The sequence below is a fragment of the Halobellus ruber genome (genome assembly GCF_014212355.1).
In the GTDB taxonomy this organism is placed as follows: domain Archaea; phylum Halobacteriota; class Halobacteria; order Halobacteriales; family Haloferacaceae; genus Haloquadratum; species Haloquadratum rubrum.
The window spans coordinates 19,513-45,407 of the sequence record NZ_JACKXD010000006.1; the positions used below are offsets into that span (position 1 = coordinate 19,513).

The following is a 25,895-nucleotide window of genomic DNA, read 5'->3' on the forward strand; positions in this document are numbered from 1 at the left end:
GCCGCCGCCCGCCGAGTACGGGGTATGAGCGAGCTCGACGTGCCGGAGAGTCACCCCCGGTACCAGTCGCTACTTACCCGCCACCGGATCGCAGAGGGCGTCGACAGGGGGATCACCAGCAGGCAGGGGCTCATCGCGGAGGGTCGCGGCGAGGCGTTCGACTACCTACTCGGGGAACGGACCATCCCCTCGGCCGACGACGCCGCCCGGGCGGCCGCCGCGCTACTCCGCTTGGCCGACCGCCCCGTGATCTCGGTCAACGGCAACGTGGCTGCCTTGGTCCCCGGGGAGACGGTCGATCTCGCTGCCGCCGTCGACGCCGACGTCGAGGTGAACCTCTTCGACCGGACCGACGAGCGGATGCGAGCGATCGTCGCTCACTTCCGAGACCACGGCGCCGACGAGGCGGGCGTCGCCGTGCGTGGAGTCGACGCCGACGCGCGGATTCCGGGACTCGACCACGAGCGCGCGAAAGTCGACGCCGACGGCATCGGGAGCGCGGACGTCGTCGTCGTGCCCTTAGAGGACGGCGACCGGGCGGCGGCGCTGGCCGCGATGGGGACATCCGAGGTCGTGATCGACCTGAACCCGCTGTCGCGCTCAGCGCAGGTCGCGACGGTACCGATCGTCGACAACGTCATCCGGGCGGTGCCGACGGTCGCCGACCACGCCCGGGACCTGTCGGGGGCGTCGCGAGCGGAATTGAAGCGGCTCGTCCGGGAGTTCGACGCCGAGGCCGCACTCGCCGCCGCCGAGGACGCGATCCGGTCGGGGCGGCTGGAATAGGGGAACGACTGCTGGACGGTGTGAGAACGACCTGGCCGGGGGCGATAGCGAACAGTCGGCACCCGCAGCCGCTCCCACGCCGGTGTGCCGAACACCCGCTCCCCGGCGCGGGGCTGTCGTCAGCGCATACGCTCGCTGCTCCCGGGATCGTATATGAACTCCAGGGTAGAGTCGTCCCTTGAGCGGCGCCGTCACTCCTCGCGGAGTTCCGCTTCGGCGAGCGCGTCGTTGAGGTCCTCGCGGACGAACTCCCCGGTCTCTCTGTCCATCGCGGTCGTCACCACCCGGTTCTCCTGGACGCTGGAGCCGTCCCGCAACAACAGCCGGAGGTTGCCGTTGTCGCCGGCGCGGGTCACCTTCGCCCGGAGCCCCGTCCGGGAGCCGGTGCCGCCGGCGTCGATCGGCCCGGGGACGATCTTCTTCACGTGCGGGTGATCGGCGACGACGCCGATAGCCTGCCGGCCGGAGCGCCCGCCGATGAGCGTCGAGTGCGACCCGCCGAGTTTCTCCCGCGGTGCGGTCTCGACGACCTCCAGGGACCGCTCGCCGCGCCGCTCCAGCACCCGCTCGACGGGGTCGTCCGCGGCGATCCGGTAGAACTCGTGGTGAAGCTGCGCGCGGGTCTCCCGCAGGACCGCCCGGTCGCCCGCCGCGAAGACGGTCTCGGGGCGCTTCCGCCGGATGTCGTCGGCGACCCGGCCCGCGAAGTTCCGGAGTTCCACCGTCCGAGCCTCGGGGTCGTCCTCCGGGACCGTCGTGAGCGCGGTTCGACCGACGATGTCGTCGCCGTCCAGCATCGTCAACTCCGCACGGTCGCGCTCGAAGACGACCACGACCGCGTCGCAGTTCCCGGCGTTGCAGACCAGACAGTAGTCGCCGGGGCGTTCGAGCGGGCTCCCGCACCGCCGACAGTCCATAGCCCACCCAGACTGCGCGCGGACAAAAGCGCGGCTATCCGTCCTACAGCTCCGTCGGCGGGACTTTCAGATACTCCCGGAGCAACACCGTCGCGTACGACCCCGACGGCAGGGCAAAGGAGAGGTCGTAGGCGTCGTCTGCGGGGTCGGTCCCGACGCCGACCCGCGTTCGGAGCAGGACCGCCCGGCGCGTCCCCGTCGAGTGGAACTCCCCCGGAAGGTCGAAGTCCGCGGGCGCGAGTCCGAGGTCCGCGAGGACGTCCCGTTCGATCTCGCCGGGCTCGCCCCCGGCGAGTTCGGTGTCGACGCCGACGAGCGGCGCGGTCACGAACGCCCGACCGCGGTCGCAGTGCCGCGTCATCACGTCGACCCGGCGGCCGGCCGCCGCCTGCGTCCGGTCGGTGTCCGGACGGTACAGGTCCTCGGGCGCGTCGCCGTCGGCGAAACAGACCACGTCGCCCTCGACCGGCGTCGCGAGCGGGAGCCCGCGCCGGAGCCGCTCGCTCACGATCCGGTTGAACGCGTAGGACTGCGCGGCGTTGACGAACAGCCGCTGGAGGTTGGTCGGCACGGCCTCCAGGGCGTGCCGCCAGTCCGCCGGGGTCGCGTCGCCCCCGTCGGCCAGCCGGTGGAGCATCGACCGCTCGAACCGGAGTGCCCCCGGCAGCCGCTCGGCCGCCGCCGCCCAGTCGGGGTCCTCGCGTGCGGCCTGCTCGTCGACGAACGCCCGGGCGTCCTGTGTCGCCTCCGGCTCCGTCTCGGCGGGGTTGCCGGCGTAGGTCAGCACCGCCTCCCGCCACTCCCCGCGGGCGAGACACAGCCCGACCTCGTGGGTGACGGGCCGGCGGCTCCCGAACCGCTGGTGGCCGAAGTAGTTGGGGACCGCGACGTCGACTGGCTCGTCAGGGGCCTCGTTCCCGTCGCCGACGCGCAGGTCCGTAGTGATCTCCCCGACGGACCCGGGGTCGGCGTCGCGGACCCGGATCTCGAAGGCGTTGCCCGCGAGGTCGCCGAAGTGGAGCGGCCGCCCGACCCGGCCGAGGATCTCGACTTCGGCGTCGGCGACCTCGGGAAGGTCCCCGCTGGCGACGTTCGCGAGGGTGAAAAGCTGGGTAGTGACCGCGTGTTTGTCCTTCGTTCCCGCCCACGAGACCCGCTCGCGGCTGATCCCCAGCGCGTCCGAGAGCCGGCGGGCGAAGTCGTTGGTGTCCCACTCCCGGAGGGTCGCGCGGACGAGCAGGTGCGGATAGTCGCCGGTGTCGGCGTCGAGCGGCGCCGGCGAGGTGGTCTCCAACTCGCGAACCCGGAAGTCCTCCGGCCGCGAGCGGAGCCGCCCGCCGGTGCCGGCGGCGTCGCTCCGGTAGTACTCGATCCCGACGCGCCGTTCGGCGGGGTGGGCCTCGCGCATCCGTTCGGCTGGACTACCGCCCCCGCGGGTAAGGCGGCTCCGGTTCGCCCGCGGCCGTGTCCGGCTACCCCTTCGTGACCGGCTCGACCCGGTCCATCCCGGTGATCTCGAAGCGCGCTCCGCCCTCGCGGCCCTCCGTCACCCCGACTTCCCACCCGTGAGCTTCCGCGGCGGCGGCAACGATGTTCAGCCCGAACCCCGTCCCCGCGGTCGCAGTGGTGTAGCCGTACTCGAAGACGCGATCGCGGGCGTCGGCGGGGATCCCCGGGCCGTCGTCCTCGACGGCGATCCCGTCGCCGGAGTTAAGCGAACCGACGGTGACGGTAACCCCGTCGCCGCCGTGTCTGACAGCGTTCTCGAAGAGGTTCTCGAGCAGCCGACACAGCCGCTTCGGATCGGCGTCGACCCGGCCGAGGTCGCCGCTCACGACGAGCTCGACGCCGTCGGCGCGGTCGTCGACCGTCGCGTCCCACGTCTCCTCGACCGCCTCGTTCAGGTCGATCTGTTTCGTGTCGCCGACGTGTCGGTCCCCGCTGACCAGCGTGCGAACGTCGTCGACGATGTCCGCCATCCGGTCGTGGACGCTCTCGAGGCGGTCCAGCCACTCCTCGCCGCCGTCGACCTCCGATCGCAGGATCTCCACCTGCGCCTCCGCGGCGTTCAGCGGGCTGCGGAGGTCGTGGGTCAGCACCTCCGCGAACCGCTCGAGCTCCCGCTCCCGCTCGGCGCGATCGCTCACGTCCCTGACGACGGCCACGAAGCACGCCCGGTCGTCGACGGTCGTCGTAGAGACGCTCGACTCCGCTCGGAAGGTGGTCCCGTCGCGCCGCACGGCCGTCCATCTGTACGTCGCGGCCCCGGACTCGGTTGCTGTGCGACGGGCGTCCCCGCGGGCGTCGCTGGCGGCCCCGGGGTTCGCGGCGTAGGCGTCGGGATCCAGGTCGGAAAACGCCGCCTTCTGGTGGCCGAACACCCGCTCGACCGCGTCGTTGACCGCGACGACCTCGCCGGTGTCCGCGTCGGTGACGATCACGGCATCGGCGGCGTCGTCGAGGATCCCCGGGAGCGCGTCGCTCCCGGACGGTGCGTCCCTCATCTACTCCCCTCTCGGGACGGCCCAGTGGTAAGTCGTTTGGCCGCTAGATGTGTGTTGGTTAGTTCGAAGTACGATCGCGGAGACCGCCTCAGCGAAGACCTCGGAAGCCCCCGCGCTCTCGCCGCCTGCGCCTCGCTGTGGTCCTCGGACTACGTCCTGCGGTCCTTGCGTCGGCTCGGCTGACGAGAGCGCGGCCCCTTCCAGTCCCACCCGACGGCGGATCCTCGACGGGCGTCGACCCTCGGAAGGCCGGCCAGTCGCGGTGACTGTCCCGGGCTGATCGATCGCGGTGCGGTGTTTCCGGTCACTCGTGGTCGTCCACGTTCAGTACAGCGACAGGTCGCCCGTAACCCGATCGACCTCGTCGTCGTCGCCGGGACCGACCGCGAGGCAGGTCACCGTTCCCGGCTCCAACTGGGTGTGGCCCGCGTCGCGGACGATCGCGTTCGGCAGCCCCAACCGCTCGGCCTTGTCGGCCAGCCGGAACAGCGTCTCCTCCCCGTCGGCTTTCAGCACGACCTTCTTCTGTCCCCCGCCCTTCCACTGCGTTCGGGTCCGGTCGCTGGTGTCCTCGTAGGCCGACAGCGACGCGTGGGCGACCTGTGCGGCGAGTTTCCCCTGGCCCATCCCGAGATCAGTCCGGGCGACGATGGCCTGTTTCATACCTCACGGTGGTCTTCGGGATCGTATATGTCCTCCCCTCCGTCGCGCTGCCCCCCGCTTCTCCCGACCGTGAAGCCACTGACTTTACATCGGTGCCCGCCCGTCGGTCGGGTATGATCCTCTCGGACGACGACATCCTGGCCCGCCTGGAGGCCGGCGACCTCGTCGTCGACCCCCTCGACGACATCGAGATGCAGGTCCAGCCCGCAAGCGTCGACCTCCGGCTCGGCGAGGAGTTCCTGGAGTTCCAGCGCGCCAACATCTCGTGTATCCACCCCAACCGGGAGGCGGAGATCTCCGAGTACGTCGAGGAGACCGTCGTCCCGGAGGGCGAGGAGTTCATCCTCCACCCCGGGGACTTCGTCCTCGGCACGACGAAGGAACGCGTCGAAATTCCCGACGACCTCGTGGCCCACGTCGAGGGCCGGTCGTCGCTCGGGCGGCTGGCGATCGTGGTCCACGCCACGGCGGGCTTGGCGGACCCCGGCTACGAGGGACAGATCACCCTCGAGCTTTCGAACCTCGGCACCGCACCGGTGGCGCTCACGCCGGGGATGCGGATCTCACAGCTCACCTTCACCGAACTCACAACCCCGGCCGCGCGGCCGTACGGCGCCGAGCGCGGCTCGAAGTACCAGGGGCAGTCGGGGCCACAGGCCTCCCGGATCGGCGCCGACCCCGAGTTCGGGGGGGACAGTCCGGAATGAAGTTCGTCGAGGAGGTCGTCGTCGAGGAGTTCCTCCCGACCTTCCGGTCGATGCTCGCGGAAGCGCTCCGCAAGCGGGGACTGACCCAACACGAGGTGGCCGAAACGTTGGGGATCAGCCAGAGCGCCGTCTCGAAGTACGCCCACGGCGAGGTGAGCCGGCGGACGGAGATCCTCGAGGACGAGCGCGTCCGGGAGTTGGTCGAAGAGGTGGCCGAGGGGCTCGCTTCCGGGGATATGAGCCGGGTGCAGGCGTTAGTCGAGGCGGAAGTCCTGATCAGGCGGCTCGAGGAGAGGGACGTACTCGCCCGGCTCCACGAGGAGGCGATGCCGGAGCTGTCGGCCCACGACGGCTACGTCCGGATCCACGACCCCGAAAGCGACCTCCGCGAGAGCGAGGCGGTCCGGTCGTCGGTGCGGCGGGCGCTCCGCCGGCTCACCAACGCAAGCGGGTTCGCGGGACTGATCCCGAACGTCGGCTCGAACCTCGTGGCGTGTCTCCCCGACGCGACCGCCGTCGACGACGTCGCCGGCGTCCCCGGCCGGATCTTCGACGTCAAGGGCAGGGCGACGGTTCCAGGCGACCCCGAGTTCGGCGTCAGCGAGCACGTCGCCTCGGTGCTCCTATCGGCGCGGGGGGCCGGGGCCGACGCCCGCGCCGCGATCAACGTCCGGTACGATCCCGACATCGTCTCCACCCTCGAAGCCGCGGGGTACGACGCGGTCGAGTTCGATCCGGAGGCGTCCGGCGACCCGATCGCGGAGGCGGTCGCGGCGGCCGGCCCACTCACCGAGACGTTCGTCTGTTACCAGACCGGCGGGTACGGCATCGAACCGATCACCTACGTGCTCGGTCCCGACGCCGACGCGGTCGCGACGGCGGTCGGCAGACTCCTTCGTGGGTGACCGACGGCGGGCGGGATCGGACGGGATCCGAGGCCGACCTCACCCGGCGCTGCCGTCGTCGACCAGGTTTCCGACCGCGCGGTCGATCTCGTCGACCCGTTCGGTCTGTTCGCTCGTGGCCTCCGTCAACTCCGAGAGCTCCGCCTCCAAGGTGGCGAGTTCGTCGACGGCCTCGTCGACGGTGGCTGCGACCTCCTCGGAGCTTGCGGCGAAGGCGTCGGTCGCGTCGGCGACCTCCTCGGCGCCCGTCGCGGTTTCGCCGACCGTCGCCCGGATCTCACGGAGCGACGTCATCGTGCGCTCGACGGTGTCGATGGCTTCGGCGATCTCGTCGGTGGTGTCCTCGAGGTCGGCCGCGGTCCGCTCTGTCGCGTCGATCACCTCGGTGATCCGCGCTTCGATCTCGGTGGCCTGGGTCTGGGACCGCTCGGCGAGGGATTTCACCTCGTCGGCGACGACGGCGAAGCCCGACCCCGCATCGCCGGCCCGCGCGGCCTCGATCGACGCGTTCAACGCGAGCAGGTTGGTCTGGTCCGCGATGTCGTTGATAACGTCGATGATGTCGCTCATCTCGTCGGCCTTCGCGGTGAGCGTCTCCAAGGTGTCGCCGACGCCGTCGGCGGACGCCCGGACCGCCTCCATCCGCTCGATGGCGTCGTCGGCGGCGTCCTCCCCCTCCTCGGCCCTCTCGCGGGCGTTCCCTGCGGCGCGGCTGACCTGGTCGGCGCTGGCGGCGATCTCCTCGATGGTTGCCGACTGGTCCGACACCTCGTCGGCGGCCCGTTCCATCCGTCGGGTCTGCTCTTCGGCGAACGTCCCCAGGTCGTCGACCCCGCTTGCGATCCGCTCGATCGAGGTCGACAGCTCGGTCAACTCGGCCCGGACGGTCCCCTGGACCTCCTCTTGGAGCCGCTCTAAGGTCCGCTGCTGTTCGACGTGGTCGGTGACGTCGCTTGCGACCTCGAAGGCGCCCACGACGCCCCCCTCGGGGCTCCGGAGCGGCACGGCGTACGTCTGGAAGATGGTGTTCGTCGAGGGGACCTCGCGGACGTCGTCCTCGGCGATGGTCTCGCCGCGGCCGGCGACCGTCTCCGCGAGGGTCTCCGCCTCGCCCTCCGTGCCGATCACGTCGTAAGCGTTCTCCCCGATGGCGTCGGACGCGGGGATCTCCAGGTTCTCCCCCAAGGCTTCGTTCCAGTGGGTGAGCGTCCCGTCGGCGGTCGTCACGAGGATCCCCTCGGGGAACTCCGCGATAAGCTGGTCGAACAGCGACCGCCAGAAGTCGCGTTCCCGTCTGAGCCGCTCGGCCCCCTCGTCTTCGTCCCCGCCGGAGTCCGCGTACTCGTCCCACAGCAGTTCGGTCAGCGGCTCCTGGCTGCCCGTCGGTGCGTCCGTGCCCGATGCCGTCGCGTCCAGACTCATCGCACGAGTGAACCCCTTCACGCCGTTTCAATATTCGGCGCCGAGTACCAGGATTGATACTCGTCCGGAATAGCGGCCGCGACGCCCCGGCGCATCCTCGACGTAATCCGAACGATTTACCCGACTCAGGCGCCTATTCTCATATATGACAGGTGATTCGCGGTGAACATGCTCGTCGACGGCGAGTGGCGAACCGACGCCTACGAGACCACGAACGAGGACGGCGAGTTCGACAGACAGGAGACCGCCTTCCGCGAGTGGATCAGCAACGACCCCGACGCGGAGTTCCCCGCGGAGTCCGGCCGGTACCACGTCTACATCTCCCGTGCGTGCCCCTGGGCCCACCGCGTGGCGCTGACCCGGCGGCTGAACGGGCTGACCGACGACATCTCGCTGTCGCTCGTCGACGCCGAGCGCTACGAGAACGGGTGGCGGTTCTCCGAAACGAACCCCGACCCCCTCTACGACGAGGAGTACCTCCGCGAGCTCTACACCCGGGCGGATCCGGCGTTCACCGGGCGCGTGACCGTCCCGGTGTTGTGGGACAAAGAAACGGAGACCATCGTCAACAACGAGTCACGGGAGATTATGCGGATGCTGAACACGGAGTTCGACGGCGACAACGGCGTCGACCTCTGGCCCGAGGGCTACCGCGATGAGGTCGACGAGATCCTCGATGCGATCTACGAGCCGATCAACAACGGCGTCTACCGCACCGGCTTCGCGGACAGCCAGGACGCCCACGAACGCGCCGCCGAGGAGCTGTTCGAGGCGCTGGACCACTGGGAGTCGGTGCTTGCGGATCAGCGGTTCCTCGCGGGCGACGTCTTCACCGAGGCCGATATCGCGATGTTCGCGACGCTGGTCCGGTTCGACCACGTCTACCACACCCACTTCAAGTGCAACCGGCGGGCGATCCACGAGTACGACAACCTCTGGAACTACACGAAGGAGATCTACCAGCTTCCGGGCGTCGCCGAGACGGTGAACATAGACCACATCACCCGCCACTACTACAAGACCCACGGGGACGTCAACCCCAAGCGGCTGGTCCCGATCGGCCCCGACATCGACTTCACGGAGCCGCACGACCGCGACCGGCTGTCGGCCGACCTCCCGCCCGCGCTCCGCGGCGAGGCCCCCGTCGCCGACGACTGAGACCGCCACACCGGACGCCTTCCGGCTGTTTCACTCGTGACCGCCGCCTCAGGCCGTGACGGGATCGATCCGGGCGGCGGCCGTATCGTCAACGCCCCGAGTTGTGCACCCCGACCGCAAACCCCCAGTACCGTCTTTTCGGGGTCGTGCGTAGACGGACGCATGGTCCCTGCCGACTCCCCCGAGTTACTCTCGTGTGACGACTGTGGCAACGTCGCTGTGGGGAACGGACGGATCACGTGCTGTGAGGCGACGATGACGGCGACCGACCCCGTCGACTCGGTCGACGAGCCGGAGCTCGCGGACCTCCTGGGCGACGTGTTCGGGATGTCCGACACCGAACTCGAAGTGTGTCTCTGTGTGATGGAGGGCGGTGCGATGAGCGTGAACGAGTTGGCCGACCGGATCGACTACGACAGAAGCGTCGTCGCCCGACACCTCAACCACCTCGCGGCGTTGGGAGTCGTCGAGAAGCGACGACGGCTCATCGAGCACGGTGGTCACGTCTACGTGTACCGGCCTGTCGCCCCCGAGGTCGTGCGGGAGCGACTCACGACGGCCTTTATGACGTGGGTCCGCGGCGCGACCGAGCAGATCGGTGCGCTCCGTCGGGAGAAACTCGAATCCATTGCCGACGCCGACGGCGGCGAGTCGGCGTGGAAACTGTTCAGGGAGGAGTGATCCCTCCGGGCGGTTCAGATCCGGTCGCCGACCGCCGCGTGGACGCCGCCCAACACGGCACCGTAGACTGCGTGCCACAGCAGCGACGGCGGCGCGAAGTTCGGCAGCGGCGGCGAGGCGGGCGATCCGACGGCGTCCAGCCAGACCGGCATCACGAGCGCGGCCAGGACGACCCACATCACGACGCCCCAGCCGACGCCCGCGCCGACCTGCGCGCCCGTCGAGTCCAGGTCGAGCGTTCCGACGAGCGCGGCGAACGCCACCCCGAGAACGGCCCCGTGGGAGAGGTGGACGAAGAGTCCGGCGCCGACGCTTGGCGGCGGGGCCAACGTATACAGCGAGGGGATCGCGACCGCCAGCGTCGGCGCGTTCATCGCCAGTATGAGCCCGCCCATCACGATCGAACCGGCGATACCGCCGACGACGCCCGCTCTCCAGTTCCCTGCAACGTCCTCGGTCGTCCGTGTGCGTGTCTCTGTCGACATCGACGTGGTACTCGTTTCCCCGGCCGAATAGTGGCGGTGTGATCGCTCGCGACCGGCCCGAGACCACCCAACGTATTTGTATCTCGAAGAGAAGCGGTCCACGCGGCCCGACGCCTCCGCGAGCCGTCGCCGACCCGTCGCCTTCTTGTCCGACCATCCCGTCCCGAACCGTATGACCGACACCGACGACGCCGAGTCCGCGGAGCCGACGGACGGAGGCGACGCCCCGACGGAGACGCGGCGGAACACGCCGGGACGCGGGGTTCGCCCGACCGCGGACGCGATCGAGCCCGCCGCCCCCGCGGAGTTCGGGCTGGTGCAGGCGTGGTGGGGCGGCGGCAAGGGCAAGACCACGGCGTCGCTGGGGATGGCGTTCCGCGCTGCCGGCCACGGCTACCGCGTCCACCTGCTGCAGTTCATGAAGGGCGGCGCCGACTCCGTCGAGGACGTCCGCGGGGAGTACAACGCCATCGCCGCCGTCCCCGGCATCTCCTACGAGAACACCGGCCACTACGGGTGGCACCGAATGGCCGACGGAACCGAGGAGGACGATCACCGGGCGAAAGCCAAGGGGGCGATGAAGCGCGCGAGGGAACTCCTCGCGGCCGCCGGCAACGCCGACCTGACCGAGCCGCTCCCGCTCGACGCCGACCCCGAGGCGGGGGTTCACCTGCTCGTCCTCGACGAGGTACTCTACGCCGCCGACCAGGGGCTGATCGACGAGAACGAGGTGCTGGATCTGATCGAGTCGAAACCCGCGACCCTGGAGTTGGTCCTGACCGGGAGCCACACCGAGCCGACCTACCTGCTTGAGGCCGCCGACCTCGTGAGCGAGGTCCGGAAGGTGAAACACCCCTTCGACGCGGGGACCCGGGCGCGGAAGGGCACCGAGTACTGAGTTGACGTGACCGACCCGACACCCCCACACGACGCCACCGACGCCGGCGACGCCGCCGGGACGATCCTCGTCGCCGGCACCGCCAGCCACGTCGGCAAGAGCACCGTCGCCGCGGGGCTGTGTCGCCGCCTCGCCGACAGGGGGGTCGACGTCGCGCCGTTCAAAGCACAGAACATGAGCAACGAGGCGCGGGCGGTCGTGCGGCCCGCCGCAGTCCGTGACGGGCTCGCGGTCCCGGCGGCCGACTCGACCGACGCCGACCGACCCGATCCCCCCGCATTCGGCGAGATCGGCGTCTCACAGTACGTCCAAGCGCGCGCCGCGGGCGTCCGCCCGACCACCGACCACAACCCGGTGCTTTTGAAACCCCGCGGCGGCGGGGAGTCCCAACTCGTGATCGACGGGGTCGCGGTCGGTCACTACGCCGCGGCCGACTACTACGCCGACTTCTGGGACGACGCCCGCCGAGCGGCGGAAGCCGCCCACGCCCGTCTCGCGGCCGCAAACGACGTGATCGTCGCGGAGGGCGCGGGGTCGATCGCGGAGATCAACTTCCACGACCGCGACCTGGCAAACGTCGAGGCCGCCCGGTTTTCGGACGCGTCGATCCTGCTCGTCGCCGACATCGAGCGCGGCGGCGTCTTCGCGTCGATCGTCGGTACGCTGGAACTCCTGCCCGACGACGTCCGCGAGCGGGTCGCTGGGGTGGTCATCACCAAGTTCCGCGGCGACCGCTCGCTGCTCGATCCCGGGATCGAGGAGGTCGAGTCGCGGGTCGGCGTCCCGGTGCTCGGCGTACTCCCGTACGACGACCCGGGCCTCCCCGAGGAGGACAGCGTCTCGCTTCCCGACCCGGGCGAGCGGGCGGTCCGCGGCGACGACGACGGCGTTTCGGACGACCGGACCGTCTCCGTCGCGGTGCCGCGGCTCCCGCGGGCGTCGAACACCGCCGACCTCGACCCGCTTTCGGAAGCCTCGGGGGTCCGCGTCGAGTTCCGCCCGCTCGATGCGCCGCTCGCCGACGCCGACGCGGTCGTCCTCACGGGAACGAAGAACACCGCCGACGACCTGCGGGCGCTCCGCGAGGCCGGACTCGACGACCGCATCCGGGCGTTCGACGGCCCGGTCGTCGGGCTCTGCGGCGGCTACCAGCTGCTCGGACGGCGCCTCGTCGACGCCGACATCGAGGGTGTCGGGGCCGACGCGACGCTCGACGGCGTGGGGTTGCTCCCGATCGAGACCGGGTTTTCGCCCCGGAAGCGCGTCGCGCCTGCGACCTGGCACCTCGACGGCGCGGGCCCGCTCGCCGGCGCCTCGGCGCCCGTCGAGGGCTACGAGATCCACGGGGGCGAGACCCGCTGGGCTGAGGCAGTCACCGGTGACCGGACCAGCACGTCGGTCGCGCTGCCCTTCGCCGCGCCGGACCGCGAGGGCGTGACCCTCGGCGTCGCGGCCGGAAACGTGGTGGGCACGTATCTCCACGGGCTCTTCGAGAACGACGCGGCGCGGGCGGCGTTCGTCGACGGCGTCTTTCAGTACGCGGGGGTATCGCGGCCGGATCCGACTACCGTCGACGGCAAGGAGTCGGACCCCTACGAGCGCGCCGCCGCGCTCGTTTCGGACCTCCCGCTCGACCCGCTCCTCGCGCTCGATCGGGCAGGGACGTCGAGCGCGGACCGGAATCAGTACTGAGAGTCGGACTCGAAGACTTTTGCCCCGCCGCCGTCTGCCCCCGGTATGGTCGAGGCGTTCGCCGTCGCAAGCGGGAAGGGCGGCACCGGCAAGACGACGAGCACGCTGGCGCTCGGGATGGCGCTCGCCGAGGAGTACGACGTGACGGTCATCGACGCCGACACCGGGATGGCGAACCTCCTGTTTCACGCCGGGCTCGACGACGCCGACGTGACCCTCCACGACCTCCTGGTTGCCGACCGCGATGCCGACGTCGACGAGGCCGTCTACGACCGCTTCGGGATGTCGGTCGTCCCCTGCGGCACCAGCCTCGACGGCTTTGCGGCCGCCGATCCCGAACGGCTCCGCGACGTCGTGGCCGACCTCGCGGCCGACGCCGACGTGCTCCTCCTTGACTCCCCCGCGGCGCTCGGGTCGAAGAGCGCGGTGCTGCCGATCGTGCTGGCCGACCGGATCGTGGTCGTGCTTCAGCCGACCGTCCCCTCCCTGTCGGACGGGCTGAAGGTCCAGGAGTACGCTCGGTCGTACGGCACCAGTACGGCAGGAGTGCTGTTCAACCGGGTTCAACCCGACGAGGACGTCGACGCAGTCGCCGACCGCGCCGCGCGGTACTTCGGCGGCGCCACTCTCGGGACCGTCCCCGAGAGCGACGCGGTCCGCGCGGCCAGACGCGCCGGCGAACCCCTGCTGGCGCACGCCCCGACGGACCCGGCCGCCGACGCCTTTCGCGAGGCCGCTGCCGCGCTCGACGTCCGCCCGGGCGACGCCGCGGGCGTGGCGGATCGGTTCCGAAGCGCCGTCGTCCCCGACCGCCCCTGAGATGATCGCCGACGGCCGCATTCCCGAGGGACGGCTGTGTCGCTCCCGGACCGACGCTGACGTCGGCGAGACGCTCGCGGGGGTGCTCGACCGGGAACTCACCGGCTACGTCGTCTTCGAGCCGCAAGGGTCGATCCTCCGCGGCGGCGACGAGCGCGCGGTCCTGACGTTCGAGGACGGCATCCCCGTGTTGGCGTACCACGCGCCGAGCGACGCCGGCGGGACGGACGCCCTGGCGGCGCTGTCGGGCGGGGTGTTTCACGCCGAGTCCTACGAACTCCCGGCGGAGGCGCTCGCCGCGGCCCACCGGGTCGAGGCGCTCGAAGTTCCGCCGACCGCGCCGGCCGACCGGTTGGCCGACGACGAGGCCTTAGTCGAGCGGACCCGCGAGGCCGCCCCCGACGACCGGATCCGGGATGAGAGGGACGCGAGCGCGGTTGCGGCGTTCCTCTCGGACCCCGACCGGATCGAGGCGATCAGGGAGGAGGCCCGCGCGGAAGCCGAAGAACGCGCCGCCGAGTGGGGGTTGACCGAGCAACTCGACGATGACCGTCCCGACGACGAGTGATCACACTGTCGGCTCTCCCTACCTGAAGCCGTTCGACACTCCGTGGGCGTCGAAATACGTCACGCGACGATAGGCGACAGTATCAGGACGTATATACCGGGCGACCTCGTACGGGAACCGTGACCGTCCTTTCGCTTCTGCGCGCGCGGAAGCCCCCGGACTTCGCCGACTGGTTCCGCCCCGGCGGCGACTACCTCCTCCGGATCGCGGAGGGGATGGGCTTTCCCACCGGCGACCTCCCCGGACTCCTCGACGAGGCGGAGGCCGCGATGCGGGCGGGACGGACCGGCGAGGACGTCGCACCCGCGGTCAACCGCCTGATCGCCGCCGACCTCTACGCCGACGCCACCTTCGGGCTCCCCTTCCTGGAGTGGACGCCGGTGTGGTACGAACTCGGGCTAGCCGCGCCGACCGCCTACGCCGGGTGGCGGCTCGACCGGATCGCCGACCAGTACGCCGCCACCATCGACCACGTCTCCCGCCCGCGGTTCAGCCGCCCGGGCGACGTCGTCCGCCGGGGCAAGCCCGCGGTCAGCTTCGTGTCGGGGTTCACCGACCGCTTCGCCTTTGCGGACGCCATCCTCCACCTGGAGTGGTTCGAGTACGTCGCCGGCGAGTGTGGCATCGGCGTCCAGCCGGGGCTGATCGAGGAGGCGCGGTCCCAGATCGTCGGGTACTACGCCGGCGACCTCGCGGTCGAGGACCTCGATCCGACCGTCCGGCGGCTCCAGTACCTGCTTTTCACCGACGACGAGTGGGTCCGAACGGTGAACGAGCGGTACGATCTGAACAGCTCGCTGCTGTCCGTCTGGGAGCGGGTCTGTCGCCGCGAGCGCGAGCGGTTCGGCGGCGCGTCGGTCTGAGTCGGGGCGACGCGGGCCTACTTCAACCCGCGGCTCGCGAGGTGGTACCGCAACACCTCCTCGGTGCCGTCGACGAACGGGCCGAGATCCGCCGCGTCGATCCGATCGCTGGCCTCGACGAGCCGACGGTACTCGTCGTTCCACTCGGCGAGTAACTCCGCTTCGAGACCGTGGTCCTCGATCCGCCCGACTGCGGCCGCCACCTCGGAGTCACCGTCTGCGAACTCCGACAGCTCCCCGTGGTCGACGATCCCCCGCTCGATCGCCGCCACGACGACCCCGGAGCTGCAATCGCCCTCGCCCAGCTCCCGCTCCCACGTGCTGAGCCAGTTCCCGATCCGGGCCATCCGCTGGGCCGTGTGGACCGCGTCCCGGAACGCCGACAGCTCCCCGTCGAGGCCGACGGTGGCGTGCATCAGGTCGATGTCGGCGAAGGCACACACCCCCATATTGTGGGTCTCGTACCGTCGGAGGTCCGAGGGGGTCGCCAGTTCGGGCCGCTCGATTGCGAGGGTGCTGTACTCGATGGCCGTGAGCACCTGCCCCACGTCGAACCGGTACAGCGGCGCGTAGCGGTCGTACCGCGACCCCCGCCGGATTCGTTCCTCCAGCCGACCCCACACGCGAGCCGCGAACGCCGCGTACTCCTCGTCGACGTCCGCGTCGGTCGCGTTCGGGACTGCGGAGCCGGCGCCGATCCCCCCCGACCGGACGAGGCTCGTGATCGCGTCGAACGTCCCGTAGTCGCCCCGCTTTTCAACCAGGTCGTCCAGCAGCGTAATGAAGAGCACGAGCATCGTCTTGTCGGTCGCGACGGCCGCGGCGTGGCCGTCGTCGACGAACGGCATCGTGTTCCGCGGCGCGAGCCGGTGGATCCACTTCCAGATAAACCGCGAGCGCGCATCGGGGATCGACTCGTACTCCTCGAGTAGCTCCTGTATCTCCGGCGGGAGTTCGTGGTCGCGGACCGACCGGAGGAGGGCGGCGGCCTCCCCACCGTCAATCGACCGACAGATCCGGGCTGCGGGGTCTCGGAGCGACACGGGTCCGCGGTCGACTCCCCCGTACCTAAATCATCGGATCTTCGTCCTGGTCCGGAACCGGATCGTGGCAACACTCCCAGTATCTCGACTGATATCCGGAGCGAGATCTTAAATACCAACACGGGGCGAACCCCCGGTATGAGCGATCGGGTCCACCCGGGGAGGACGGGGTGACTTCGGCGGGGGACGGTGGACGGATGCGGACCGATACTCCGGCCGTTCCGCCCCCGGAACCGCCGGAGAGCCCCGACGCGTGGTACGCGACCGGCGTCCGGGAGCAGTACGAGGTCACGCCCGGCGTCGTCGTCACGATCAGCGACACCGCCGGCGACGTGGGGTTCGACTATCAGATCAGAGAACCCGCCGTCGGCGCCCGCTCCGAGCGGGCGCTCACCTCAGTGACGGAGTACTTCTCGGCGGTCTCGGCTCGCCGGCCGCTCACGCGCCAGGGGGCCGCGGAACGCGCCGCCGCCGGACTGCCGCGGAAGCACCGTCGGGTGATCGACCGGCTGGTGGACCTCCCGCCGGCCGCCCGCCGGCGCGTCGAGTACCACGCGATGTGTGAACTCCGCCTGCTCGGCCCCGTGACGCCGATCGCGCTCGACGACCGGATCGAGGTCGTCGACGTCGAGGGCGGCGGCGACGGCCACCTGGTCGTCCACACCGAGAGGTACGCGCCGGCGGTCACGGCGTTCAACGCCGACACCGAGTTCGCTACCCGGGTCGCAAGCGAGCGGCTCCGCCACTACACCGTCGGGTTCGCCGGGTTCGAGGTCGACGTGGTCGTCCACCGCGACCGACTCCTGGGCGACGACCGCTTCGAGGCCAAATACGCCGTTCTGGAACCCGACCTGCTGCCGGGCGACGAGGAGCTCGTCGCCGAGTGCAAGGAGCGCATCTGGGAGGGCAACGTCGAGAGGGTGGTCGACGATCGGACGGCGTTCATCCGTGAGCGCGCCCGGCAGTTCCTGTCGCGGCGGCTCACCGCCCGTAACACCAAGGCGTGGCTCGAAGCCACCCGGTACCGCGTCCGGACGGCGCTTGCGTCCTACGGGATCGGCGTCCCGCCGGTCGACGACCGGTACGCCGAGGATCGGCTGGACGACCTGGTCTACTACGTCCTGCGGGACTACGTCGGCGAGGGCGTGCTCACGATCCCGATCCGGGATCCCCACCTGGAGGACATCGAGGCCAACCGGGTCGGCGAGCGGATCAAGGTGGTGCCGCGCGCCGACGTGGTCCGCGCCGGGGAACGCGTCCCCACCAACCTCGCGTTCGAGGACGAGACCGGCTTCGTGAACGTGGTGACGCAGCTCGCGGCCGCCGACGGCGTCGAACTCAGCGCGAGCCAGCCCTCGGCGAAAGTGAACATCGAGCCCCCGGGCGTCGCCCCCGACGCGACGGGCCACGGCGAGACCATCCGGTGTGCGGTCGCGCTTCCGGTCATCTCCGAGGAGGGGCCGCACGTCTCCATCCGGAAGCAGGCGTCGTCGCCGCTGACGCCGGTCGACCTCGTTGAGTTCGGCTCGATTCCTACCGAACTGGTGACCCTCCTGTGGCTGCTGTACGAACACCGCCGGGTCGTGCTCTTTTCGGGCCCGACCGGCGCGGGGAAGACGACGCTGATGAACGCCCATATGCCGTTCATCCCGTACGACCACCGCCCGATCAGCATCGACGAGGGGTCCCGGGAGGTGTATCTCCCCCACGAGACCGGGGTGTCGCTGTCGACCCGCGATCACGAGAACGAGTACAAACGGGTGTCGATGGCGGATCTGATGACTGAAGCGAATTACTTGAATCCCGACGTCGAGGTCATCGCCGAGGTCAACACGCCCGAATCCTTCGAGACGTTCGCCGAAGTGCTGAACACGGGCCACGGCGTCGTCGGCACCACACACGCCGAGGACATCGAGACGCTGGTGAACCGCGTTGTCGAGCAGGGGTTGCCGGCCTACCTCCTCCGGGAACTCGACCTCGTGGTCTTTCCCCGCCGGGTCGACGGCGAGCGGTACGTCGGCTCGGTTGTCGAGTTCATTTCGGAGGCCGCACACGAGGCACTGCCGCCCTCGGCGCGGACGGGCGTCGTGGAGAAGGACGGCACGACGCTGTACTACAACGCCGTCCTGTGGCGGGAGTCCGACGGCTCCTTCGGGATGGCGTACGACCACCCCGACCTCGGCGGCGAGGACGCCGCGACCGACGGCGAGACCCACCGCAACGCCGTCCGCGTCTTCCACCGGATCGCGGAAGCGACCGACAGCGACCCCGAGGCGATCGAACGCGAGTTCCGCCGGAAGCGCGGCTACGTCGAGTACCTGCTCCGGGAGGGCGTGACCGACGTCTCCCGACTGTTCGGGTTCCTCTCGGATCTCCGGACCGACGAGGCGGCCACCGTCGAACGCGTCAGGCGCCGGCAGGCGCAGGCGTCGGCCGAGGGCGACGGTGCCGGGGCGGCCGCAGGCGGACCGGACGGCGGCCGCGACGTTGCAGCCGACGATACCGACGGGGGCGAGGGCCGGTGACGGGCTCCCGATCGGCACCGGGGACGAACGCTCCCCGGGAGACCGGCACCGATCGGTACGACGTCGACACGGCCCGTTCGCTCGGCGTCGCCGACCGGCTGGCGTACGCGCTGTTCGCGAGCCGGGCGGACACCCGGCGCCACGAGCGCGACCGCCGGGTCTACCGCGGGACGAACCTCTCGATCGCGTTCGACCTCTACGTCGCCCGGGTCCACGCCGTCGGGTGGCTGCTTGCGGCACTGGGGTTCGGCCTCGTCGTCGCGCTCGGGACGGCGCTCCCACCAGGCGCCGTCGAGTCGGCAGTCGGAGGCCTTCTCCAACGGCTCGGCGGCATCGGCAGCGCCTCCGGGGCGCTCCCGGCGGACCCGGCTCTCGCGCGGCGGTCGGTCGCGGCCCTTGCGGCCGTCGTCGGCGCCGTCGGGATCCGCGCAGGCGTCGTCTACGCCGGCGGCCGGTATCTCCGGTGGCTCTCGGCGGCGCGGCGCTCCGACGTCGCCCGGACCCTCCCCGGCGCGGTGCGGTATCTCCACGTCCTCGCTTCCGGCAGCGACGGCCGCCGTGTGATGCTCCGTCGGGTCGCCGACACCGACGCCTATGGCGAGACAGCGGTGGCGTTCAGGCGCGTGCTCAACACTGCCGCGATGACCGGCAACGTCGACGAGGGGCTCCGACGAGTCGCCCGCGACACGCCGGCGCAGGACACGCTGGCACCGTTCCTGCTGAAGTTCCGGGAACACGCCGACCAGGGCGCCGACGCCCTCCGGGAGTACCTCGCGATGGAGGGCCGGATGCTCCGGAACCGCCAGGACCGCGAGCGGAAGCGCGCCGAGGGGTTTCTCGAACTGCTCGCGGAGCTGTTCGTGGTGCTTCTGGTGCTTCCGGCGTTGGTCGTGATCGTGCTGACCGTGATGAGCATCATCTCGCCGGGGCTGTCAGCGACGGTGTCGACCCCGGTCGGAAGCCTCACGCTGCGGGCGGCGATCGTCTACGGCGCCGCGGTGTTCGTACTCCTGGTCGGCCTGGGCACCGCCCGGCTGGTGGCGCGGCTCCGCCCGCCGGACCAGCACGTCGACTACCGCCGGCCGGCGGGGACGGCGGCGACCCTGGCTACGGCGACGACGAACCCCGCGAGCGCGGCGGTCGTCCTCGCCCCGGTCGGGATCGCCGGGCTCGTGGCGGCACTCTCGCTCGGCGTCGACGGCGTGGTCTCGGTTTTGGTCGGCTACGTCGGGTTCGCGGTCCCGGTCGGGCTGGTCGCGGTCCGGCGCGCCCGGATCGACGACGCGAAGGACCACGAACTCAAGGACTTCGTCCACGCCGTCTCCGGCCACGTCAACCTCGGCCGGCCGTTCCCCGAGGCGGTCGAGCACGTCGCCCGCGACGTCGACCTCGGCCCCCTGGATCGCGACGTGGCGGACCTCGCGCTGAACCTCCGGCTCACGACGACCAAAGACGGCGCCGGCGGCGACAGCGTCGACCGCCGGACTGCCGCCCTGGATCGGTTCGTGGACCGCGTCGGCACGCCGATGGCCGAACAGACCGTGGGGCTGGTGATCGGCGCGCTCGACGCCGGCAGCGACACCGGCGTCGTCTTCGAGACGCTCCAGGGGGAGGTCGGCCGACTCTACCACGAGAAGCGCGCGCTCCGTTCGGGAATGTTGGTCTACGTCGCCGTGGGGTGGACCACGGCGCTTCTGGTGATCGGCATCAGCGTCGCGACGAGCGCCAGCGTCTTCTCGGGGTTCGACCGGCTGTCGGCGATGTCGGACCTCTCGGGCGTCGCCGTCGACACCGGCGCGATCGATGTCGCGCGCGACCGGTACCGCGTGTACGTGGTCACGCAGGCGACGATGCTCGCCGCCGGGTGGTTCGCGGGCGCCGCAAGCCGGGGGGAGTACGAGGCGCTTTTACACTCCGGCTGTCTGGTGGCCGTCTGTCACGTCGTCTTCGTGGGGGTGGGGCTGGTGTGAACCGGCCCGCCGGATCGCTCGCGGCCGACCAGCCGCCGAGGGCGACCGCCGCCGAGGGCGCTCGCGGACAGACCGCGGTCGTCGGCGTCGCGTTACTCCTGGGCCTGACGGTTCTCGCCGTCGGCGGACTGACGGCGACTGCGGGCTCGATCGTCGACGACGGCGCGACGTCCGCGGCCGCGACCCGCGTGGGCGCCGACCTGGCGACTGCGCTCGGCCCCGCCCCGTCGCAGCCGGAGACGACGATCGAGTTGACCGACGGCACGATCCGTGTGGTCAACCGGAGCGTGTGGCTTCTGGAAGGCGAGGAGGTCGTGTGGGCGGGCCACGCCGGCGCGGTCGTCTACACCGACGGCGACCACCGGGTTGCGGGGTTCGCCGGGGCGGTGGTCCGCAGCGACGGCGAGGGGAGCCGGCTCATCGCTCCGAGCCGGATCGCGCCGGCCGACGGAAGCCTCTACGTCGGCGTTCCGGTGCTGAACGTCACCGGCGCCGACGGGATCGCGACGGGCGACCGCCGGCTCGCGGTCACGCTCCGGACCGACGCGGAGACCGCCCGCGACACGCTGCCCACGGGCGAGTACCGCGTCGCGGTCGAGACAGCAACCCCTGCCGCGTGGGAACGGCACTTCGCGGACCGCGGCGCGACTACCGAGCGCCGCGACATCGACGGGGACGGCGTTCCGAGCGTCGTGGCGTCGTTCGACGGGCCGCGGACTGTCCACCTGGTCGTCCACGACGTCAGGCTCGACGTGGGGGTGGGTCGGTGAGCGAGCCCCCGCGCCGGGAGCGACCCCGGAAGCAACCGGGCGGGCAGTCCCCGTGCGACCCGACGGATCGTGGACTCTCGCCGGTCGTCGGCAAGGCGCTTGAACTCGGCGTCGGCGTGCTGTTCGTCGCCCTCCTGACCGCGACGCTCTTCGGCGCGGTTGCGCCCGACTACCGCGCCGCGGTGGGCGCGGAACTCGGGGATCGCACGCTGGCCGCGGCGGCCGATCGGATCGAGGCCGCGGTCCCCGCCGCCGAATATCAGCGCCTCGACCGCCGCGTAACCGTCGCCCTCCCGGCGACGATCCGGGGCGATCCCTACCGGATCGTCGCGACCGACGGCCCGCCGTCAGTGCGGCTCGTTCACCCCGATCGAGGGGTCGGCGGGCGTCTCCGGCTCGACCTCCCCGGCTCCGTCACCCTCGCCGGGTCGTGGCGGAGCGTCTCGCCGTCGCGGATCGTCGTCGACGGCACGGGCGGAACCGTCTCGGTTCGGCTGGTCGATGCGCCGTCGGCGGACGTCGACGGATCCCTCCCAGGGCCCGGCCGGGAGGGGTTGCCGTGACGGCCCGCGGGCAGGCCACCCTGCTGGGGTTCGCCGCGGCTGTGGTCGTGGTGGCCGCGGTGACCGTGACCGGCGTCGTGGTCGCTGACGACGCCCTGGCGGACGCCGACCGGCAGCCGCGAGCGACCCACGCTGCCGACCGGCTGGCGACACACCTGGTCGCCGCCGACGCTGCTCACACCCGCGAGCGGAACGTGCTCCGAGCGGATCGGACCGTGAACCTGACCGCCGCGGACCTCGCTTCCGCCGTTCCGCCGGTTCGCGGCCGTTCCCTCTCAGTCGCACTCGACGGCGACACTATCGTCGAGCGCGGCGTCGCAACGGACAGCGCGGTGCATATCGAGCGCCGAGTCCGCGTCGAGCGAGCGGTCGACCGAACGCGGCGCGTCGACCTCACGGCCCGGAACGCGGTCACGCTTGCCGATCACACCGGCCGCGTGGTGGTACGGATCGACACCGAACGGACCCGGACCGTCCATACGGTTCGCGCCGACGGACGGGTGGTACTCCACGATCCGTCGGGGCTCTCCGGGCGGTACGTCGTCGCCGTCCCTGAAACGCGGCCGTTGACCGTCGGCTTCGAGTCGGACGGCGACGGGCCCGGGACGGTCCGGGTGTCGTGGACCGCGACGAACGCGAGCGTCGGCGAACTGGTGGTGACCGTCGGTGAGTGACCCGACGGACCGCGGACAGCTCGCCACGTCGCTCCTCGAAGCCGCGGTGGGGGCGCTTTTGATCCTCTCGGTGGTCGCGGGCTTCCTCTGGGTTCCGGCCGGGGGGACCGCCGGCTCGACCGCGACGGCGCTGGACCGGACTGCCGCCGACGCGCTCGCGGTGCTCGCTGCGGAACCCCCGAGTGGGAGCGGCCGGAACCGACTCGCCGCGGCGTGTCGGTCCCCGGCGTCGTTCGCGACCGAACGGGACGCGCTCGAACGTCGGCTACGGGTCGTCCTGCCGACCGCGGCCTTCGGCCGGCTCGAAACGCCACACGGACCCGTCGGACCGCCGCGACCCGACGGCGTCCCCGTCGGGCGGGCGACGCGAACGGTCGCGGGCTGCCGGGTCACGCTCCGGGTGTGGTCGGTGTGAACCCGCCGTGGTCGGGCAGACGGGGACGGACAGGGTGCGGCGACCGGGGACAGATCGTCCTCGTCGCGGCCGCGGTCGTCGCCGTCGCGTTCCTCTCGATGACCCTCGCGTACGCACAACTCGGCTACGACGCCGACCGGACGGGTGCCGGCGCCGTGGAGGTGGCCTCGGTGTCGGAGGTCGACCGGCGCCTCACCGGGTCGCTCCGCGCCGCCGCCCGGGAGGCCCGCCGCGGCGGCGACACCCCGACCTGGCAGGACCGCCGACCCATCGCCCGACGCGTCGCGGCGTCGCTGGACGCCGACGGCGACCGGCTGGAGCGCGTCCACGCCGGGGAGAGCCGGTCGGTCGTGATCGAACTCGACAGTGCGGCCGCGGCCCGGTGGGCCCGGGAGCGGTGTCCCGACGGCCCCGGGCGTGCGTTCGGCCCGTGCCGGGCGATCGACGGGGTCGTCGTGCAGGAACGCGCCGACGAAACCGCCGTCGTCGCTGCCGCGTTCCGGATCCGCATCGTCTCTCCAGCGGAGTCGACGACGGCGACGGTGGTCCCGCGGGTCGTCCCAACACTGAACCGGTCCCGACCGGCCAGCTGAGGCGGTCCCCGGCAGCCACATCCATATGATCTGTCAGGAACTGTCGTCTCCCACGCCACCGCCCGCCGTCGTCCCCCGATTCCGCCGGTACCGAGTCGACTGGTGGTTTGATATGTGGGGCCTTCTTCGGCTACGGTGTCGCTACTCTGGTATGCCGTGGGAACTTACGCCGATCTCAGCCGTCGGGTTCGTTGCCGTCGCCGTCTATGGGGCCCTGGTGCTCATCGCGTGGGGACACCGCGACGTGCGGTGTGGCTACGAGGTGGCTGTCCTCCACGCGGTCGTGGGGCTCTCGGCGGTGGCGTACTCGGTGCAGTTCGGGTTCGACTCGGTTGCCGCCCAGGCGTTCTGGTGGCGGCTCACCTTCGTGTTCTCGACGGCCGTGCCGCTGCTGTGGCTCGTGTTCGTCGACCGATACGTCGGACAGTCGCGGTGGGTGACCCGCCGGCATCTGGGACTGCTCGCGGTCGAGCCGCTCGTCGCCGGAGCCGGGGCCCTCACCAACCATATCCACGGGCTCGCGTGGAGCGTCCCCTCGACGGCGGTCTCGCCGGGCTCGGCTATCGAGGTCGCCTTTGGCCCGCTGTACTACGCACACCTCACCCTGACGTACACCGCGGTCGTGGTCGGGGTGGCGGTGCTGCTCCTGGTCGGGGTGCGGAAGTCGCTGGTCTACTGGCGCCAGGCGGCGTTCCTGGCGGTGGCGCCCATCCCCCCGTTCGTCTCGAACATCGCCTTTCTCCTCGGGGCGAGCCCGATCCCGAACGTCGACCTGACACCGTTCACGTTCACGTTTACCGGCGTCGTCGTCGTCTACAGTCTCTACTGGAGCGACCTGCTCGAACGGACGCCGATCGCCCAGCGGAAAGCGTTCGAGGCGATGGGCGACGGCCTGGTCACACTCGACTCCGCGGGCGTGGTCGTCGACGTCGACGCCACCGCCGCCCGAGTTCTGGATCCGACGCCGGAGCTCGGCCGCTCGATCGGGGAGACCTACCCGGACCGGTCGCTCACCGACCTCGACGGGACCACCGTCGTCGACGCGAACAACCTGGCGTACGACATCCGCGTTTCGGAGCTGACCGACGAACACGGCGACGACGTCGGGTACGCGATGGCGCTCCGCGACATCACGGCGCGGCACCGGTACCAACAGCGACTCGAAGTCGCAAACCGGGTGCTCCGGCACAACCTCCGGAACGATATGAACGTCGTGCGGGGGTACGCCGAGACGATCGCCACCTCGGGGACGGCCGACGACGCCGAGCGCGCCGCCACCGCGATCCTCGACCGGACCGACGACCTCCTCACCGTCGGCGAGAAGGCGCGGAAGGTCTCGGAGCTCGACGACTCACACCGGCAGACGCCGACGACACACGATATGACGGAACTCGTCGCGGGGACCGTCCACCGGACCGCTCGGGAGTATCCGGACGTGACCGTCTCCCTCGACGGTGCGGCCGGCGTGGAGGCGGACCTCACCGACTCGGGGTCGCTCGTGACCGCGATCCGGGAGGTGATCGACCTGCTCGTCACGCAAGCCGACGGCGAGGTCGAGATCCGCGTCGGCGTCGACCGTGAGGACGGAGTGGTGTCGATCAGCTTCGGGTCGACCGGACCGGGGATCCCCGAGGTGGAGCGGAAGGCGCTGACCGCCGGGTCGGAGAGCCCGCTCCAGCACGCCGACGGGCTGGGGCTGTGGCTGGCGTACTGGTGCGTGATCGAGAACGGCGGCGACCTCCGTTTCGAGGCGGACGGTGACACGGCGTCGAACGGCGGGCGGGTCACCTCGGAAGCAGGCGTGCGGACGCACGTCGTGTTTCAGTTCCCGATTTCCGGGGAGTAACCGGCCCGGCGGGTTCGGGCAAACCGAAACCGATTAAACGCGTCACGAACCACAATCGTACGGAGCCGAGGTAGCCTAGCCCGGCCAAGGCGGCAGATTCGAGATCTGCTGTCCATTCGGACACGTGAGTTCAAATCTCACCCTCGGCGCTGGTATCGAACGATCCAGCGGCGCGTTTCATCGCGCCGCAGACGCGTGGACTCGGTTGAGCACAGTCCGTGATTTGAACCAGGGAGTGACCTTCGGGAACGACCGTGGTTCACATCTCACCCTCGGCGCTGGTATCGAACGATCCAGCGGCGCGTTTCATCGCGCCGCAAACCCATCGTTCGGGTACGAGCGTACTGAGATTTGAAGCAGGGAGCGAACAGCGCGAGCGACTGTGGTTCACATCTCGCCCTCGGCGCCGCAGACTGAGCCACCCCTCG

Annotated in this window: 25 protein-coding genes and 1 tRNA gene; 19 read left to right on the forward strand and 7 right to left on the reverse strand. The window is 70.9% G+C overall.

What is annotated here, in order from left to right:
* The first annotated feature begins 24 nt into the window (after window positions 1-24).
* Window positions 25-786, forward strand: coding sequence for a phosphopantothenate/pantothenate synthetase (locus tag H5V44_RS14700; RefSeq protein WP_185193896.1), 762 nt, complete (start codon window positions 25-27; stop codon window positions 784-786).
* 191 nt (window positions 787-977) lie between these two features.
* On the opposite strand, the gene H5V44_RS14705 is transcribed toward H5V44_RS14700, so the two are convergent.
* From H5V44_RS14705 to pth2, 4 genes are all read right to left on the reverse strand, one after another.
* Window positions 978-1,703: a DUF2103 domain-containing protein gene (locus tag H5V44_RS14705; protein WP_185193897.1), complete on the reverse strand. Its 726-nt coding sequence runs from the start codon at window positions 1,701-1,703 to the stop codon at window positions 978-980.
* Window positions 1,704-1,746: 43 nt separating this feature from the next.
* Window positions 1,747-3,111 (reverse strand): tRNA pseudouridine(13) synthase TruD, encoded by a 1,365-nt coding sequence (gene truD / locus H5V44_RS14710; RefSeq protein ID WP_185193898.1) that lies wholly within the window; start codon window positions 3,109-3,111, stop codon window positions 1,747-1,749.
* Between the two features lie 64 nt (window positions 3,112-3,175).
* Window positions 3,176-4,207, reverse strand: a complete 1,032-nt coding sequence (locus H5V44_RS14715) for a PAS domain-containing sensor histidine kinase (protein ID WP_185193899.1) — start codon at window positions 4,205-4,207, stop codon at window positions 3,176-3,178.
* A 324-nt stretch (window positions 4,208-4,531) separates the two neighbouring features.
* Entirely contained in the window at window positions 4,532-4,870 is a 339-nt protein-coding gene (pth2, locus tag H5V44_RS14720) for a peptidyl-tRNA hydrolase Pth2 (RefSeq protein ID WP_185193900.1), read from the reverse strand.
* 113 nt (window positions 4,871-4,983) lie between these two features.
* Here pth2 and dcd point away from each other — a divergent pair, with 113 nt between their 5' ends.
* On the forward strand, window positions 4,984-5,577 hold the full coding sequence (gene dcd / locus H5V44_RS14725; protein WP_185193901.1) for a dCTP deaminase: 594 nt from the start codon (window positions 4,984-4,986) through the stop codon (window positions 5,575-5,577).
* Window positions 5,574-6,482, forward strand: coding sequence for a thiamine-phosphate synthase family protein (locus H5V44_RS14730; protein ID WP_185193902.1), 909 nt, complete (start codon window positions 5,574-5,576; stop codon window positions 6,480-6,482). The genes dcd and H5V44_RS14730 overlap by 4 nt, the downstream gene beginning before the upstream one ends.
* Before the next feature lie 39 nt (window positions 6,483-6,521).
* Here the strand turns inward: H5V44_RS14730 and H5V44_RS14735 are convergent, their stop codons facing one another.
* Window positions 6,522-7,904 carry a methyl-accepting chemotaxis protein gene (locus H5V44_RS14735; RefSeq protein ID WP_221625762.1) on the reverse strand — a complete coding sequence of 461 codons (1,383 nt, stop codon included), beginning with the start codon at window positions 7,902-7,904 and terminating at the stop codon, window positions 6,522-6,524.
* Between the two features lie 162 nt (window positions 7,905-8,066).
* Here H5V44_RS14735 and H5V44_RS14740 point away from each other — a divergent pair, with 162 nt between their 5' ends.
* Together H5V44_RS14740 and H5V44_RS14745 are read left to right on the forward strand one after the other, a co-directional pair.
* Complete coding sequence (locus H5V44_RS14740) at window positions 8,067-9,062, forward strand: glutathione S-transferase C-terminal domain-containing protein (RefSeq protein WP_185193903.1); 996 nt, start codon at window positions 8,067-8,069, stop codon at window positions 9,060-9,062.
* A 162-nt stretch (window positions 9,063-9,224) separates the two neighbouring features.
* Window positions 9,225-9,743: a helix-turn-helix domain-containing protein gene (locus H5V44_RS14745; protein WP_185193904.1), complete on the forward strand. Its 519-nt coding sequence runs from the start codon at window positions 9,225-9,227 to the stop codon at window positions 9,741-9,743.
* A 14-nt stretch (window positions 9,744-9,757) separates the two neighbouring features.
* Here H5V44_RS14745 and H5V44_RS14750 read toward each other — a convergent pair whose 3' ends face one another.
* Complete coding sequence (locus H5V44_RS14750; RefSeq protein WP_185193905.1) at window positions 9,758-10,228, reverse strand: DUF6789 family protein; 471 nt, start codon at window positions 10,226-10,228, stop codon at window positions 9,758-9,760.
* Window positions 10,229-10,400: 172 nt separating this feature from the next.
* On the opposite strand from H5V44_RS14750, the gene H5V44_RS14755 reads away from it, so the two are divergent.
* From H5V44_RS14755 to H5V44_RS14775, 5 genes are all read left to right on the forward strand, one after another.
* Window positions 10,401-11,126, forward strand: a complete 726-nt coding sequence (locus H5V44_RS14755) for a cob(I)yrinic acid a,c-diamide adenosyltransferase (protein ID WP_185193906.1) — start codon at window positions 10,401-10,403, stop codon at window positions 11,124-11,126.
* Window positions 11,127-11,132: 6 nt separating this feature from the next.
* Window positions 11,133-12,818, forward strand: coding sequence for a cobyric acid synthase (locus H5V44_RS14760; protein ID WP_185193907.1), 1,686 nt, complete (start codon window positions 11,133-11,135; stop codon window positions 12,816-12,818).
* Window positions 12,819-12,863: 45 nt separating this feature from the next.
* Complete coding sequence (locus H5V44_RS14765) at window positions 12,864-13,637, forward strand: nucleotide-binding protein (RefSeq protein ID WP_185193908.1); 774 nt, start codon at window positions 12,864-12,866, stop codon at window positions 13,635-13,637.
* Between the two features lies 1 nt (window position 13,638).
* On the forward strand, window positions 13,639-14,205 hold the full coding sequence (locus H5V44_RS14770) for a hypothetical protein (protein WP_185193909.1): 567 nt from the start codon (window positions 13,639-13,641) through the stop codon (window positions 14,203-14,205).
* Window positions 14,206-14,324: 119 nt separating this feature from the next.
* Window positions 14,325-15,068 (forward strand): hypothetical protein, encoded by a 744-nt coding sequence (locus H5V44_RS14775; RefSeq protein ID WP_185193910.1) that lies wholly within the window; start codon window positions 14,325-14,327, stop codon window positions 15,066-15,068.
* Between the two features lie 17 nt (window positions 15,069-15,085).
* Here H5V44_RS14775 and H5V44_RS14780 read toward each other — a convergent pair whose 3' ends face one another.
* Window positions 15,086-16,111, reverse strand: a complete 1,026-nt coding sequence (locus H5V44_RS14780) for a hypothetical protein (RefSeq protein ID WP_185193911.1) — start codon at window positions 16,109-16,111, stop codon at window positions 15,086-15,088.
* A 197-nt stretch (window positions 16,112-16,308) separates the two neighbouring features.
* Between H5V44_RS14780 and H5V44_RS14785 the strand changes: the two genes are divergently transcribed.
* The 9 genes from H5V44_RS14785 to H5V44_RS14825 all read left to right on the forward strand — a co-directional run bounded on the left by H5V44_RS14785 (window position 16,309) and on the right by H5V44_RS14825 (window position 25,616).
* Window positions 16,309-18,636, forward strand: coding sequence for a type II/IV secretion system ATPase subunit (locus H5V44_RS14785; protein WP_185193912.1), 2,328 nt, complete (start codon window positions 16,309-16,311; stop codon window positions 18,634-18,636).
* Window positions 18,633-20,606 (forward strand): type II secretion system F family protein, encoded by a 1,974-nt coding sequence (locus H5V44_RS14790; protein ID WP_185193913.1) that lies wholly within the window; start codon window positions 18,633-18,635, stop codon window positions 20,604-20,606. The genes H5V44_RS14785 and H5V44_RS14790 overlap by 4 nt, the downstream gene beginning before the upstream one ends.
* Window positions 20,603-21,376, forward strand: coding sequence for a DUF7289 family protein (locus H5V44_RS14795; RefSeq protein ID WP_343067766.1), 774 nt, complete (start codon window positions 20,603-20,605; stop codon window positions 21,374-21,376). Before H5V44_RS14790 ends, H5V44_RS14795 begins: the two co-directional genes overlap by 4 nt.
* Window positions 21,373-21,939, forward strand: coding sequence for a DUF7266 family protein (locus tag H5V44_RS14800; RefSeq protein ID WP_185193914.1), 567 nt, complete (start codon window positions 21,373-21,375; stop codon window positions 21,937-21,939). Before H5V44_RS14795 ends, H5V44_RS14800 begins: the two co-directional genes overlap by 4 nt.
* On the forward strand, window positions 21,936-22,613 hold the full coding sequence (locus H5V44_RS14805; protein WP_185193915.1) for a DUF7263 family protein: 678 nt from the start codon (window positions 21,936-21,938) through the stop codon (window positions 22,611-22,613). Before H5V44_RS14800 ends, H5V44_RS14805 begins: the two co-directional genes overlap by 4 nt.
* Complete coding sequence (locus H5V44_RS14810) at window positions 22,606-23,028, forward strand: DUF7262 family protein (RefSeq protein ID WP_185193916.1); 423 nt, start codon at window positions 22,606-22,608, stop codon at window positions 23,026-23,028. The genes H5V44_RS14805 and H5V44_RS14810 overlap by 8 nt, the downstream gene beginning before the upstream one ends.
* Window positions 23,025-23,621 carry a DUF7261 family protein gene (locus H5V44_RS14815; protein WP_185193917.1) on the forward strand — a complete coding sequence of 199 codons (597 nt, stop codon included), beginning with the start codon at window positions 23,025-23,027 and terminating at the stop codon, window positions 23,619-23,621. Before H5V44_RS14810 ends, H5V44_RS14815 begins: the two co-directional genes overlap by 4 nt.
* Window positions 23,622-23,772: 151 nt before the next feature.
* Window positions 23,773-25,467 carry a histidine kinase N-terminal 7TM domain-containing protein gene (locus H5V44_RS14820; protein WP_185193918.1) on the forward strand — a complete coding sequence of 565 codons (1,695 nt, stop codon included), beginning with the start codon at window positions 23,773-23,775 and terminating at the stop codon, window positions 25,465-25,467.
* A gap of 64 nt (window positions 25,468-25,531) precedes the next feature.
* Window positions 25,532-25,616 (forward strand) — tRNA-Ser (locus tag H5V44_RS14825).
* Window positions 25,617-25,895: the final 279 nt, after the last annotated feature.